We start from the raw sequence: 13,517 nt of genomic DNA on the forward strand, positions 1-13,517 counted from the left end.
GGACACACGGCGGGCCCGGTTTCCTTACATCCCCTTGACACGGCCGGGCCTACCTTTTCCAGGTGATCTGTCCGAAGTGCCAAAGCCAGATGCGTACCTACGACCGTCAGGGCGTCCACATCGACCGGTGCGACGGCTGCCAGGGGATCTTCCTGGACCGTGGTGAGCTGGAGCGCGTGGTCTCCGCCGAGCAGCGCCACTACGGCGCCGTCCCGCCCGACCCGCACTCGCCCCAGCCCTACCCGGGCCAGCACCCCGGCCAGCGGCGCGGCTACCCCGACTCCCCGCGCGGCTACGGCGGCGGCTACGCCGACTCCCCGTCCGCCTACCGGGGCGGCGGCTACAACGACTCCCCACGCCCCTACCGCCGTCGCCGCAAGGGGTTCCTGGAACAGCTCTTCGACTAGCCGCAGAAGGTGACGGCCGTGCACCCGCTGATCTGTACACACTGCGGGGAATGGGACGGGGAACCCGACACGGGAGCGGGGGAGCACCTGCTCCGCTGCTCCTTCTGCGGCCTGACCCGTCCCTTCCTGAGGCTGCCCCTCCTCTGCGTCACGGGACCCAGCGGCACGGGGAAGTCCACCGTCGCCCGGGAGCTCCTGGCCCGCCTGTCCGAGCACTTCGTCGTCCTCGAACAGGACCTGCTCTGGGTGGGCGGCCTGCGCGACCCGGCCGACGACCACCGCCTGTTCCGCTCGACCTGGCTGCGCACCGCCGCCATGGTCCAGCAGAGCGGGCGACCCGTCGTGCTGTGCGGGACCGTGGCCCCGCCCGAGCTCGAACACCTGCCCGAGCGCGCCCTGTTCTCCGGAGTCCACTACCTCGCGCTCACCTGTGACCCCCGGGCGCTCGCCACGAGGCTGAGGAGACGTCCCGACTGGCGCGGCTGGGACGAGGCCAGGATCGCCGAGACGCTGGACCACCAGGACTGGCTGACGGAGGAGGCGGGGAGGCTGCGGCCGCCCGTCACGCTGCTCGACACCACCGAGTCCACACCGGTGGAGACCGCCGAGGCAGTCCTACGCTGGGTGGAGGGCGTCCACCAGGGCGCGTCGACGCCCGCAGGCCGGGAGTAGGGCGGGAGCGGGAGACGCTGAAGGGGCCCGGGGGAGTTCACCCCCCGGGGCCCCTTCACGCGCGGCGTCGGTGGCTAGAAGTCGAAGCCGCCGAAGTCCCCGAAGTCGCCGCCGCCGTCGAAGTCGCCTCCGGCGTCGCCGCCCATGTCCCCGCCGGCGTCCATCATGCCGCCGCCCATCATCGACCCCATCATGGAGCCCATCATCATGCCGGTGAACATGCCCATCATCATGTTCATGCCGAAGTAGCCGCCGGCGTAGGGCGAGTACGCGGGACCGGCGTCGTAGTACGGACGCCGTTCACCGTCCACCTCGACCATGCGCACGTCCGGCTGCCCGCCGGTACGCACCGCCTGGGCGCAGGCCGCGCACGCGGTGACCGACCGGGGGGAGCCCCCGGGCGGTGCCCAGGTGACGTCCTCGGCGGAGGGGCCGTGCTGCGGGTTGAAGAAGCAGGGGCCGCGCCGCGCGGGCACCGGGTCGCCGTTCATCCGGGCCCGGGTGGCGGACATGTAGTAGCGGCCGTCCTCCAGGGCGCTGGTCACCTGCCGGACCTGGTCGGGCTCCTGGATGGTGTCCAGCTGGGCCTTGGCCTGGTCGTAGGAGTCCATGGCCCGCGAGTAGTCCTCGCGGGTCGCGTCGTCCACCCGGGACAGGTCGATCTCCAGGCGGGCGACGTCCTCACCGAGGCGGACGACGTCCTCGGTGGCCATCTGCTTGATCTCCTGGAGCTGCTTGGCCTTCTCGGCCTCGCGCTTCTTGCGGGCGTTGTAGACGTACCAGCCGCCCGCGGCGGCCACGAGGACGAGGACGGTGAGCAGCACCAGCCCGGAGCCGCCGCCCCCGGCCGGGGCCTCCTCGGCGGTCTCGGTGGTCTGGACGGCGCCGGGGACCGCCGCGAGGGTGTCCGTCGGGTTGCTGCCGCCCTCGGAGAGCGCGACCTCCCTGATCGCGTCGGTGTCCTCCAGGTTGGGGGAGGTGACGTAGAAGTGTTCACTCCCGCCGAGGACTCCGTACGCGCCGTCACCGACCTCGGCCATGACCGGCTCCAGCACGGCGTTCACCCCGGCCTCGGAGGTGGCGACCTCCCTCGGCAGGAGCACGTAGTAGACGGGGGTGTCCGCGTTCGCGACGGCGGCCTCCAGGGCCGCCTCGTCACCGCTGGGGAAGCCCTCGATCGACGGGTCGACGAAGACCCCGTCGTTCTCCAGCTCCGCGACGATGTCCTGCGTCTGCGGGGGTTCGGTCCCGGTGTCGGCGGTGGCGGACGCCGCCCCGGACGTCACCATCGCCGCCGCGAGTCCGGCGGTCAGCACTGTGGGTGTTACCAAGCGGCGCAACATGTCGATCCTCTCGCCTCCCTCAACCACAGGGACGAACAGGAGACCGCCACAGTTCCCGAGATCGACCGCCGTCTCCGGATCCCCCCTGTTCGCGAGAGCCGGAGAGACGACGAGGCCCGCCGGGCGGAATCCGGCGGGCCTCGTCGCGTGGTGTGGCTAGCTTCGTGCGGTCGACTCAGCGAGGTCGGAGTCCTGCTCCGGGGACGGAGCGTCCTCCGAGGCATCGGAGGCGGTGCGTTCCGCCTCCGCGCGCTCGGCGGCGATCGCGTCACCCGTGGCGGTGCCGGGCTCGTCCTCCGGGACGAAGCCGGTGGCGCCGCGCGGGGCGTGGTAGCGGACCACGTCGAGGATGCCCTCGCGCTTGGCGACGATCGCGGGGATCAGCGCCTGACCGGCCACGTTCGTGGCGGTGCGGCCCATGTCCAGGATCGGGTCGACGGCCAGCAGCAGACCCACGCCCTCCAGGGGCAGACCCAGCGTGGACAGGGTCAGGGTGAGCATGACGGTCGCGCCGGTGGTGCCCGCCGTGGCGGCGGAGCCGATCACCGAGACGAACACGATCAGCAGGTAGTCGGTGACGCCGAGGTCGACGCCGAAGAACTGGGCGACGAAGATCGCGGAGATCGCCGGGTAGATCGCGGCGCAGCCGTCCATCTTCGTGGTGGCGCCGAACGGCACCGCGAAGGCGGAGTAGTGGCGCGGCACGCCGAAGTTCTGCTCGGCGACGCGCTGGGTGACGGGCAGGGTGCCCAGCGAGGAGCGCGACACGAAACCGAGCTGGACGGCGGGCCACACACCGGTGAAGTACTTGACCGGGGAGAGGCCGTTGAGCCGAGCGACCAGCGGGTAGACGACGAACAGCACCAGGGCCAGGCCGAGGTAGATCGCCACGGTGAACTGCCCGAGGGCGCCGATGGTGGTCCAGCCGTAGCTGTAGACGGCGTTGCCCAGCAGACCCACGGTGCCGATCGGGGCGAGGCGGATGACCCACCACAGAGCCTTGAGCACGACCTCCAGGGTGGAGGTGGTGAAGGCGATGAAGGGCTCGGCGGGCTTGCCGACCTTCACGGCCGCGATGCCCAGGACCACGGCGATCACGATCAGCTGGAGCACGTTGAACGACAGCGACGTGCTCAGCGAGCCGTCGTCGGCGGCGGAGGTGCTCGCGGCCAGGCCCAGGAAGTTGGCCGGGACGATGCTCTCGATGAAGGCCAGCCACGAACCGGTGTTGGAGGGCTCGGCGGCGGTGCCCGCGTCCACGGCGCTGTTCAGGCCGGGGCGCAGGCTCAGGCCGATCGCGATCGCGATGGCCACGGAGACCAGCGCGGTGATGGCGAACCAGAGCAGGGTCTTCCAGGCCAGGCGCGCGGCGTTGGCGACGTTGCGCAGGTTGGCGATGGAGGAGATGACGGCGAGGACGATCAGCGGCGGCACGATCGTGCGCAGCAGCGCCACGAAGGTCGAGCCGACGGTCTCCAGGGTGACGGCCAGCCAGTTCGGCTCACCGTCACCGACGGGGCCGATCTGGAGGGCCACGACACCGAGCACGATGCCGAGGACGACACCGGCGAGGACCTGTGCGGCGAAGGGAAAACGCGGTTGACGTCTGGGAACTGTGGTCTGCTCAGACACGGAAGGATGACTCCAGGGATGGGTGGCCGGGCGCACACGTGCGACGTCACGGGTCGGCGTGGCGGGCCGCGGGAGCTCGGCGCAGGGGATCGGTCGGGCATCACCGGGATGGGTGACCTGGGAAGGGTGAGCGGCGCGCTGCCCGGCGGAAGGCGCGGGCGCGCGTGGACCTAGCTACACGCGTGGCTGCTGAAGCGGCACAGGTCGATGTGCCACCTTCGCGTCAGTCCCCAGATGTTCGTCACAGTCGAGAACACTAACCCGGATTACTTACCTTTTCCATACACAAACGGGCGTTCCTCTCGAAGGCGCCCTCCGGAGCCCTTACTGGGCTGGGTCTTCCCGGCGGTCGACGCGACGAGGATCACGCCCGCCGGACGCCGAAGGGGAGGCACCGGAGCGGCGCCTCCCCTTCGCGGACCCCGGGTCCGCGCCTTCTACGCGTCCTTGATCTCGCAGACCACGGCGCCGTTGCCCACGGTCTCGCCGGGGGTGACCTTGAGGCCGGTCACGGTCCCGGCCCGGTGGGCGGTGAGCGGCTGCTCCATCTTCATGGCCTCGATGACCACCACGGTGTCTCCCTCGGCCACCGTCTGGCCCTCCTCGGCCACGAGCTTGACCACGGTGCCCTGCATCGGGGAGACCAGGGAGTCACCACCCGCCGCCGTAGCGGCGCCGCCCTTGCGGGAGGCGCGCCTGCGCTTCGCGCCGTTCTCGGCCGCCGGGGCCGCCGCCACACCCAGTGACGCGGGCAGGACGACCTCGACCCGTCGGCCGCCCACCTCGACCGTCACGGTCTCGCGGGCGTTCTCCTCGGCCTCGCCCGGTGTGCCGTCCCAGGGGGCGATGGTGTTCTCGAACTCGGTCTCGATCCACCGGGTGTACACACCGAACGGCTGGTCGGGGTCGGCCGGGGCGAACGCCGGGTCGGACACGACGGCCTGGTGGAACGGGATCACCGTGGGCATGCCGCCCACCGCGAACTCCGCCAGCGCCCGCCGGGAGCGCTGGAGCGCCTCGGAGCGGGTGCGCCCGGTGACGATCAGCTTGGCGACCATCGAGTCGAAGGCCTGCGGGACGGTGAACCCGGCCTCGCAGCCGGTGTCCACCCGCACCCCGGGACCGCCGGGCAGGGTCAGGGCGGTGATGGTGCCGGGGGCGGGCATGAAGCCGCGGCCCGGGTCCTCGGCGTTGATCCGGAACTCGAAGGAGTGGCCGCGGACCTCGGGGTCGCCGTAGCCCAGCTCCTCGCCGTCCGCGACGCGGAACATCTCGCGGACCAGGTCGATACCGGTGACCTCCTCGGTGACCGGGTGCTCGACCTGGAGCCGGGTGTTGACCTCCAGGAAGGAGATGGTGCCGTCCACCCCGACGAGGAACTCGCAGGTGCCCGCGCCCACGTAGCCGGCCTCGGCGAGGATGGCCTTGGAGGCGGAGTACAGCCGCTCCATCTGGTCGGGGGACAGGAACGGGGCGGGCGCCTCCTCCACGAGCTTCTGGTGGCGGCGCTGGAGGGAGCAGTCACGGGTGGAGACCACCACGACGTTGCCGTGGGTGTCGGCCAGGCACTGGGTCTCCACGTGGCGCGGCTTGTCCAGGTAGCGCTCCACGAAGCACTCGCCTCGACCGAACGCGGTCACCGCCTCGCGCACCGCCGACTCGTAGGCGTCGGCGACCTCGTCCAGGGTGTAGGCGACCTTGAGGCCGCGGCCGCCGCCGCCGAAGGCGGCCTTGATCGCGATCGGCAGACCGTGCTCTTCGGCGAAGGCCACGACCTCCTCGGCGGACTCCACCGGGTCGGGGGTGCCCGCGACGAGCGGGGCGCCGACCTTCTGGGCGATGTGGCGGGCCTGGACCTTGTCGCCCAGGGCGGTGATCGCGGACGGGGGCGGGCCGATCCAGGTCAGACCGGCGTCGATCACGGCCTGGGCGAAGTCGGCGTTCTCGGCCAGGAACCCGTAGCCGGGGTGGACGGCGTCCGCGCCGGAGGTGGCGGCGACGGCGAGGAGTTTGCCGATGTCCAGGTAGGAGTCGGCGGGGGTGGAGCCGCCCAGGCTGTGCGCCTCGTCGGAGACCTTGACGTGCAGGGCGTCCAGGTCGGGTTCGGCGTAGACCGCGACGCTGGCGATCCCGGCGTCGCGGCAGGCGCGGGCGATGCGCACGGCGATCTCGCCCCGGTTGGCGATCAGAACTTTACGCACGGTGGAAATCCTCCAGCTGGAGCACGGAGCGGGTCACACGCCGACCGCTCGACGAAGGGTCTGGGTATCGGGGGAGCACGTCAGGCGTCACCTGGTGCTCAGGCGCCAGGCGCCGGGGCCGGGGCGCGGCGGGGTGCGCACGCCCCGCGCGCGGTCCCGCCAGCCGGAGACGGGCCGCTCGGGCTCGGGGGCCTCGGCGGCGGCCCGGGCCGCCGCCGCGCGGGCGGCGAGCACGGCGGTCAGCGCGGCGAGCTCCTCCTCGGCGGGCTCGCCCCTGACCACCACCAGGTGCGGGGACGGCTTCTCGGGCGCGCTCACAGCGGGATGTTCCCGTGCTTCTTGGGCGGGAGCTGCCTGCGCTTGTTGCGCAGCGCCCTCAGCGCCTTGGTGACCTGCACCCGGGTTTCCGAGGGCAGGATGACGCCGTCCACGTAGCCGCGTTCGGCGGCGGAGTACGGGTTCAGCAGGGTGTCCTCGTACTCCCCGACCAGACGGGTCCGCTCGGCCTCGACGTCGTCGGCGGCGGCGAGCGTGCGCCGGTGCAGGATGTTGACCGCGCCCTGCGCGCCCATGACCGCGATCTGGGCGGTCGGCCAGGCCAGGTTGACGTCGGCCCCCAGGTGCTTGGAGCCCATGACGTCGTAGGCACCGCCGAACGCCTTGCGGGTGATCACGGTGATCAGCGGGACGGTGGCCTCGGCGTAGGCGTACAGCAGCTTGGCGCCCCGGCGGATGATGCCGTCCCACTCCTGGTCGGTGCCGGGCAGGAAGCCGGGCACGTCCACGAAGGTGAGGACGGGCACGTTGAACGCGTCGCAGGTGCGCACGAACCGCGCGGCCTTCTCGGAGGCGTGGATGTCCAGGCAGCCCGCGAGGCTCATGGGCTGGTTGGCGACGATGCCGACGGACTGGCCGTCGACCCGCCCGAAGCCCACCACGATGTTGGTGGCGAACTGGGCGTGCGCCTCCAGGAACTCGCCGTCGTCCAGGACCGACTCGATGACCCGCTTCATGTCGTACGGCTGGTTGGCCGAGTCCGGGACGAAGGTGTCCAGGGCCAGGTCGGTGTCGGTGGTCTCGTCGCCCGGGTCGTCCTCGGGGGCCAGCCGCGGGGCCTCCTCCAGGTTGTTGTCGGGCAGGTGCGACAACAGCGACTTCACGTAGTCGATGGCGTCCTGCTCGTCGGCCCCCTGGTAGTGGGAGACCCCCGACCTGGTCGAGTGCGCGGTGGCGCCGCCCAGGTCCTCCATGGAGACGTCCTCGCCGGTGACGGTCTTGATGACGTCGGGACCGGTGATGAACATCTGGGAGGTCTCGTCGACCATCACGACGAAGTCGGTGAGGGCGGGGGAGTAGACGTGCCCGCCGGCCGTGGCGCCCATGATCAGGGAGATCTGCGGGACGACGCCGGAGGCGTGCGTGTTGCGCTTGAAGATCTCCGCGTACAGGCCGAGCGCGACGACGCCCTCCTGGATGCGCGCGCCGCCGCCCTCGTTGATGCCCACGACGGGACACCCGTTGGTGAGGGCGTGGTCGAGGACCTTGCAGATCTTCTCGCCGTAGACCTCGCCCAGTGATCCGCCGAAGACGGTGACGTCCTGGCTGAAGACCGCGACGGGGCGGCCGTCGACGGTTCCGTGGCCGGTGACCACACCGTCCCCGTAGGGGCGGTTGGCGTCGAGGCCGAAGTTGGTCGAGCGGTGCCGGGCCAGTGCGTCGAACTCGACGAACGAGCCCGGATCGACCAGTGCGTCGATCCGCTCGCGGGCGGTCATCTTGCCTTTGGCGTGCTGCTTCTCGACAGCCCGCGCCGAGCCGGCGTGGACGGCTTCGTACCTACGTCGTCGCAGGTCCGCGAGCTTTCCCGCGGTCGTGTGGATGTCGATCTCAGCCGCGGACAGCGGTTCAGGGGCTTCTGTGGCCATAACAGCCCAGGTTAGCCGCGAGGGTCCGGTTCGCCTTCACGCGGTCCAGGTTACTCGTCAGTAGGTCCAGCCCCCCGGGGTCCGAGTGTCGAGGGGTGACCGCTGGGAAACGCGGTGTGTAAAGGATGCCCGAGAAAAGTGAGTAATTGTGAATTGCGACCGTTTACGGAACACCGGTTAACTCCTGGGCAAAACCGCGAGAAACCGGCCCCGCGCGCATGCCGCCAGGCGTGATCTCTGTAGGGTCGGCCCTATGACAGCGGTTAGCGCAGAACGCGACAGTGCCCGCCAGGAAGTCCCCGAACAGCTCAGGAATGACGTCAAGCTGCTCGGTGAGATGCTCGGAACGGTCCTCGCCGAAAGCGGCGGCGCGGACCTGCTCGCGGATGTCGAGAAACTCCGACACGCGGTGATCGGTGCCCGCGACGGCACCGTCACCACCGAGGAGATCACCCGCCTGGTCGCGGCCTGGCCCCTGGAACGCGCCAAGCAGGTCGCCCGTGCCTTCACGGTCTACTTCCACCTGGCCAACCTGGCCGAGGAACACCAGCGCATGCGCGCCCTGCGCGAACGCGACGACGCCCACAACCCGCCCCGCGAGTCGCTGGCCGCCGCCGTGCGCGCCGTCCGCGAGGGAGAGGGCGGCGAGGAGCGCCTGAGCGCGCTGATCGAGGGCATGGAGTTCCACCCGGTGCTCACCGCCCACCCCACCGAGGCTCGGCGCCGCGCCGTCTCCACCTCCATCCTGCGCATCAGCGCCCAGCTGGACGACCTGCACACCGCGCACGAGGGCAGTGCCGCCGCCGCGGAGGCGCACCGCCGCCTGCTGGAGGAGATCGACCTCCTCTGGCGCACCTCCCAGCTGCGCTACACGAAGCTGGACCCCCTCGACGAGGTGCGCACCGCCCTCGCCGCCTTCGACGAGACGATCTTCGCGATCGTGCCGGAGGTCTACCGGACCCTCGACACCGCCATCGACCCCGAGGGCACCGGCACCCGCCCGCCCCGTGCCACGCCCTTCGTGCGCTACGGCAGCTGGATCGGCGGCGACCGGGACGGCAACCCCTTCGTCACCCACGAGGTGACCCGCGAGGCGATGACCATCCAGTCCGAGCACATCCTGCGCGGCCTCGAAACCGCCTGCGGCCGGATCGCCCGGGCCCTGACCGTCTACTCCAACCTGACCCCGGCCAGTCCCGCGCTCCTGGACGCGATCTCCGAGGCGAGGGCGGGCCAGCCCACGCTCATGGGCGAGATCACCCAGCGCTCACCCAACGAACCCCACCGCCAGCTCCTGCTCCTGGCCACCACCCGCCTGCGCGCCACTCGCGAACGCGACGCCGACCTCGCCTACACCGACGCCGAGGAGTTCCTCGCGGACCTGCGCCTGGTCCAGGAGTCCCTCGCCGCAGCAGGAGCGGTCCGCCAGGCCTACGGCGACCTCCAGCACCTCGTCTGGCAGGCCGAGACCTTCGGCTTCCACCTGGCCGAACTGGAGATCCGCCAGCACAGCGAGGTCCACGCCGCGGCCCTGGCCGAACTGGAGTCCGGCGGCGCGCTCTCGGAGCGCACCGAGGAGGTCCTCGACACCATCCGGACCGTCTCCTGGATCCAGGAGCGCTTCGGAGTGGAGGCCTGCCGCCGCTACATCGTCAGCTTCACCCGCTCGGCCGAGGACATCGAGGCCGTCCACAAGCTGGCCACCTACGCCCTGCCGCCCAAGCGCGTGCCGGTCCTGGACGTCATCCCGCTCTTCGAGACCGGTGCCGACCTGGAGGCCTCGCCCGGGGTGCTGGCCGGGATGCTCGACCTCCCGCCGGTCCGCCAGCGCCTGGCCGACAACGACCGGCGCCTGGAGGTGATGCTCGGCTACAGCGACTCCGCCAAGGACGTGGGCCCGGTCAGCGCCACCCTGCGCCTGTACGACGCCCAGGCCCGGCTGTCCGCCTGGGCCCGCGAACACGACGTGCGCCTGACCCTGTTCCACGGCCGGGGCGGTTCCCTGGGCCGTGGCGGCGGCCCGGCCAGCCGCGCCCTGCTCGCCCAGGCGCCGGGCTCGGTCGACGGGCGGTTCAAGGTCACCGAACAGGGCGAGGTCATCTTCGCCCGCTACGGACAGGCCGCGATCGGCCGCCGCCACATCGAACAGGTCGGCCACGCCGTCCTGATGGCCTCCACCGACGCCGTCCAGGAGCACGAGCGCACCGCCGCCGAGCTCTACCGGCGCCACGCCGACACCATCGCGGAGGCCGCCCAGGAGGCGTACCTGTCGCTGATCGGCACCGAGGACTTCGCGGTGTGGTTCTCCCAGGTCAGCCCGCTGGAGGAGCTCGGTGAGCTCCGCCTGGGGTCGCGCCCCTCCCGGCGCGGCGCCGCCCGGGGGCTGGGCGACCTGCGGGCGATCCCGTGGGTGTTCGCGTGGACCCAGACCCGGGTGAACCTGCCCGGCTGGTTCGGTCTCGGCACCGGCCTGGCCGCCGTGGCGGACCTGCCCGTCCTCCAGGCGGCCTACCGCGAGTGGCCCCTGTTCGCGTCGCTGCTGGACAACGCCGAGATGAGCCTGGCCAAGACCGACCGCACCATCGCGGAGCGCTACCTCGCGCTGGGCGACCGGCCCGAACTCAGCGAGACGGTCCTGCGGGAGTACGACCTGACCCGCGAGCTCGTCCTCAGGGTGACCGGCCACAGCCGCCTGCTGGAGAACCGCGCGGTCCTGTCCCGCGCCGTGGACCTGCGCAACCCCTACGTGGACGCGCTCAGCCACCTCCAGCTCCGTGCTCTGGAGGCGCTGCGCGGCGAGGAGGCGGACTCCCTGTCCGAGGAGGACAGCGAGCACCTGGAGCGACTGCTCCTGCTCTCCGTCAACGGCGTGGCCGCCGGTCTCCAGAACACCGGCTGACTGCTGTAATGGTGGGATGAACGAGATCCCGTCCCTGGACCGGGCCGCGATCACCTCGGCGGTGATCCGGCCCGGCGGGCTCTGGCGACGCGTCGACGTGGTCCCCGAAGCCGGGTCCACCAACACCGAACTGGTCGCGAGGTCCAAAGAGGGCGCCCCCGAGGGCACGGTGCTGGTCACCGAGCACCAGACCGCCGGGAAGGGAAGGCTCGGGCGCGGGTTCACGACCCCGCCACGGGTCGCGCTCACCTTCTCGCTCCTCGTCCGCCCCGGGGTGCCCTCGGAGGAACTCGGCTGGGTGTCCCCGCTGATGGGCCTGGCGGCCGTCGCCGCCGTCCGGCGGACGACGGGCCTGGAGACGCGGCTCAAGTGGCCCAACGACCTGCTCCTCGGTGAGCGGAAGCTCGCCGGGATCCTCGCGGAGGCCGACTTCTCCGACCCCGACCGCCCCGGGATCGTGGTCGGCATGGGGCTGAACGTCTCCCAGACGCGCGACGAACTCCCGGTGGAGACCGCCACGTCCCTGCGCGCCGAGGGCGCCGACACCCTCCGGGAGACCCTCCTCGTTGCGGTCCTGGAGGAGTTCGAGCGGCGCTACTCCGCCTGGGAGCCCGCCGACGAGTACCGGGACGTCTGCGTGACCATCGGCCGCCGGGTCCGAGTCCACCTGCCTGGGGACACCTACCTGGACGGCACCGCCACGGGCGTGGACGACCAGGCGCGCCTGCTCGTGGAGGGGCGGGCCCTCAGCGCCGGAGACGTCGTACACGTCCGGCCAGGCCGATGAATCGTGTGCCATCATCACTTTCATGGCTATCGCGGACCGCTATCTCTCCGACGACGAGGAACTCGTCCACGTCGCACGGCAGCACTGGACCCTCCTCGCCGGGGAGTTCGTCGCCCTGTTCCTCATCATCGGTGTCGTCGGCACCGCCCTCTTCTTCATCCCCTGGTCCGAGGACTGGAGCCTGATCGCCGCGGGCGTCGTGGTGGCCGTCGGGGTCGTCGCGGCCCTGGCCTTCTGGTTCGTCCCCATGCTCAAGTGGGCGACCACGGTCTACATCCTCACCAACCGGCGCCTGATGATGCGTGACGGCATCATCTCCAAACAGGGCCGGGACATGCCGCTCACCAGGGTCAACGATGTCTCCTTCAACATCTCCCTCTGGGAACGGATCATGCGGTACGGAACGTTGTCCATTCAGTCGGCGTCCGAGCAGGAGGGCATGGTCCTCCAGCGCGTGCCCAGACCCCAGTGGTTCCAGTCGGAGATCTACCGCCAGGTCAACGCGGCCCAGCGGCCCGAGTACCCGTCGGGAACCTGACCCTGGCGCACCATCGGCGTAAGCTGGAGGTGCATCCCACACCGCCCCCGTGCGGTAAGGCCGTGAAAGAGAACGTATGCCGTCGCGTCCTGACCCGAAAGCGATCGAGTCCGTCCTGCTCGGTGGTGAAGCGGTCTACACCAGGGAACAGGCGGTCGAGCTCGCCGAAGCCGACCCCGAACTGGCCGAACGCGTCTGGCGTGCCCTGGGCTTCCCCACGCTGGGCGACGACTCGGTGATCTTCGCCGAGAGCGACGTCGAGGCGCTCCGCATCACCAACTCCCTCCTGAAGGAGGGGCTCCTCGACGAGGAGGGCGTGGTCCGCTTCGCCCGTGCCATGGGCCAGACCATGGCCAGACTCGCGGACTGGCAGACCAGCATCCTGAGCACCCTCATCTTCCAGAACGAGGACTCCGCCAGCCCCCTGATGAACCAGGTCAAGGAGCTCCTGCCGGACGTGGAGCGCCTCCTCCTGCACATCTGGCGCCGCCAGCTCGCCGCCTCCACGGCGCGCACCCTCGCGGTGATGTCCAACAACAACGACATCGTCCCGAACTACTACCCGCTGATCGTGGGCTTCGCGGACCTGGTCTCCTTCACCACCCTGAGCCGGGAGCTCGACGAGGTCGAACTCGCGGGCGTGGTGGAGGGCTTCGAGGCCACCGCCGCCGACATCGTCGCCTCCGGTGGCGGGCGCGTGGTCAAGACCCTCGGGGACGAGGTGCTCTACGTCGCGGACTCACCCCTCCAGGCAGCGGACATCGCCCTGCGCCTGGCCTCCGGTGTGAAGACCCACGTGGAGGTCCCCGACGTCCGGGTGGGTGTCGCCTACGGCCCGGTCCTCACCCTGCACGGGGACGTCTTCGGCACCACCGTCAACCGGTCCAGCAGACTCACCTCCTTCGCCCGGCCCGGCACGGTCCTCATCGACGAGGCCCTGGCCGAGAGCCTCACCGACGAGGAGGGCCTCCAGGTGGTGCAGGTCCGGGCCCGACACGCCCACGGTCTGGGACTCATTCAGCCCTACGCGCTACGCCGGGACTTCGACGCGCAACCGCACGTGTCGACGCCCCCGGAGGGATAGGCTCGAAATCCCAACGTGAGGCGGTGAGA

Annotated in this window: 11 protein-coding genes; 6 read left to right on the plus strand and 5 right to left on the minus strand. The window is 71.0% G+C overall.

Features of this window, described 5'->3' with window-relative positions:
• Nucleotides 1-62 precede the first annotated feature (62 nt).
• Entirely contained in the window at nt 63-407 is a 345-nt protein-coding gene (locus tag ACFW3L_RS19085; RefSeq protein ID WP_378742269.1) for a zf-TFIIB domain-containing protein, read from the plus strand.
• 18 nt (nt 408-425) lie between these two features.
• Nucleotides 426-1,079: an AAA family ATPase gene (locus ACFW3L_RS19090; protein WP_378742272.1), complete on the plus strand. Its 654-nt coding sequence runs from the start codon at nt 426-428 to the stop codon at nt 1,077-1,079.
• A gap of 74 nt (nt 1,080-1,153) precedes the next feature.
• Here the strand turns inward: ACFW3L_RS19090 and ACFW3L_RS19095 are convergent, their stop codons facing one another.
• The 5 genes from ACFW3L_RS19095 to ACFW3L_RS19115 all read right to left on the minus strand — a co-directional run bounded on the left by ACFW3L_RS19095 (nt 1,154) and on the right by ACFW3L_RS19115 (nt 8,180).
• Complete coding sequence (locus ACFW3L_RS19095; protein ID WP_378742463.1) at nt 1,154-2,395, minus strand: chemotaxis protein CheA; 1,242 nt, start codon at nt 2,393-2,395, stop codon at nt 1,154-1,156.
• Nucleotides 2,396-2,578: 183 nt separating this feature from the next.
• Nucleotides 2,579-4,054: a dicarboxylate/amino acid:cation symporter gene (locus ACFW3L_RS19100; RefSeq protein WP_378742274.1), complete on the minus strand. Its 1,476-nt coding sequence runs from the start codon at nt 4,052-4,054 to the stop codon at nt 2,579-2,581.
• 437 nt (nt 4,055-4,491) lie between these two features.
• Nucleotides 4,492-6,255, minus strand: a complete 1,764-nt coding sequence (locus ACFW3L_RS19105; protein ID WP_378742277.1) for an acetyl/propionyl/methylcrotonyl-CoA carboxylase subunit alpha — start codon at nt 6,253-6,255, stop codon at nt 4,492-4,494.
• A gap of 87 nt (nt 6,256-6,342) precedes the next feature.
• Nucleotides 6,343-6,573 carry an acyl-CoA carboxylase epsilon subunit gene (locus tag ACFW3L_RS19110; protein ID WP_378742280.1) on the minus strand — a complete coding sequence of 77 codons (231 nt, stop codon included), beginning with the start codon at nt 6,571-6,573 and terminating at the stop codon, nt 6,343-6,345.
• Nucleotides 6,570-8,180 carry an acyl-CoA carboxylase subunit beta gene (locus tag ACFW3L_RS19115; RefSeq protein ID WP_378742282.1) on the minus strand — a complete coding sequence of 537 codons (1,611 nt, stop codon included), beginning with the start codon at nt 8,178-8,180 and terminating at the stop codon, nt 6,570-6,572. The genes ACFW3L_RS19110 and ACFW3L_RS19115 overlap by 4 nt, the downstream gene beginning before the upstream one ends.
• Nucleotides 8,181-8,517: 337 nt before the next feature.
• Here ACFW3L_RS19115 and ACFW3L_RS19120 point away from each other — a divergent pair, with 337 nt between their 5' ends.
• The 4 genes from ACFW3L_RS19120 to ACFW3L_RS19135 all read left to right on the plus strand — a co-directional run bounded on the left by ACFW3L_RS19120 (nt 8,518) and on the right by ACFW3L_RS19135 (nt 13,488).
• Nucleotides 8,518-11,079: a phosphoenolpyruvate carboxylase gene (locus tag ACFW3L_RS19120; protein WP_378742465.1), complete on the plus strand. Its 2,562-nt coding sequence runs from the start codon at nt 8,518-8,520 to the stop codon at nt 11,077-11,079.
• A gap of 16 nt (nt 11,080-11,095) precedes the next feature.
• On the plus strand, nt 11,096-11,866 hold the full coding sequence (locus tag ACFW3L_RS19125; protein WP_378742284.1) for a biotin--[acetyl-CoA-carboxylase] ligase: 771 nt from the start codon (nt 11,096-11,098) through the stop codon (nt 11,864-11,866).
• 22 nt (nt 11,867-11,888) lie between these two features.
• Nucleotides 11,889-12,404: a PH domain-containing protein gene (locus tag ACFW3L_RS19130; RefSeq protein ID WP_378742287.1), complete on the plus strand. Its 516-nt coding sequence runs from the start codon at nt 11,889-11,891 to the stop codon at nt 12,402-12,404.
• A gap of 76 nt (nt 12,405-12,480) precedes the next feature.
• Nucleotides 12,481-13,488: an adenylate/guanylate cyclase domain-containing protein gene (locus tag ACFW3L_RS19135; RefSeq protein ID WP_378742290.1), complete on the plus strand. Its 1,008-nt coding sequence runs from the start codon at nt 12,481-12,483 to the stop codon at nt 13,486-13,488.
• Nucleotides 13,489-13,517 lie beyond the last annotated feature (29 nt).

Source organism: Nocardiopsis sp. NPDC058789 (assembly GCF_042745575.1).
Classification (GTDB): Bacteria; Actinomycetota; Actinomycetes; order Streptosporangiales; family Streptosporangiaceae; genus Nocardiopsis; species Nocardiopsis eucommiae.

Bases quoted from the DNA above. Each gene is read 5' to 3' on its own strand.
- ACFW3L_RS19115 (WP_378742282.1), bottom strand. From the start codon at position 8,180: ATGGCCACAGAAGCCCCTGAACCGCTGTCCGCGGCTGAGATCGACATC.
- ACFW3L_RS19120 (WP_378742465.1), top strand. From the start codon at position 8,518: ATGCTCGGAACGGTCCTCGCCGAAAGCGGCGGCGCGGACCTGCTCGCG.
- ACFW3L_RS19125 (WP_378742284.1), top strand. From the start codon at position 11,096: ATGAACGAGATCCCGTCCCTGGACCGGGCCGCGATCACCTCGGCGGTG.
- ACFW3L_RS19130 (WP_378742287.1), top strand. From the start codon at position 11,889: ATGGCTATCGCGGACCGCTATCTCTCCGACGACGAGGAACTCGTCCAC.
- ACFW3L_RS19135 (WP_378742290.1), top strand. From the start codon at position 12,481: ATGCCGTCGCGTCCTGACCCGAAAGCGATCGAGTCCGTCCTGCTCGGT.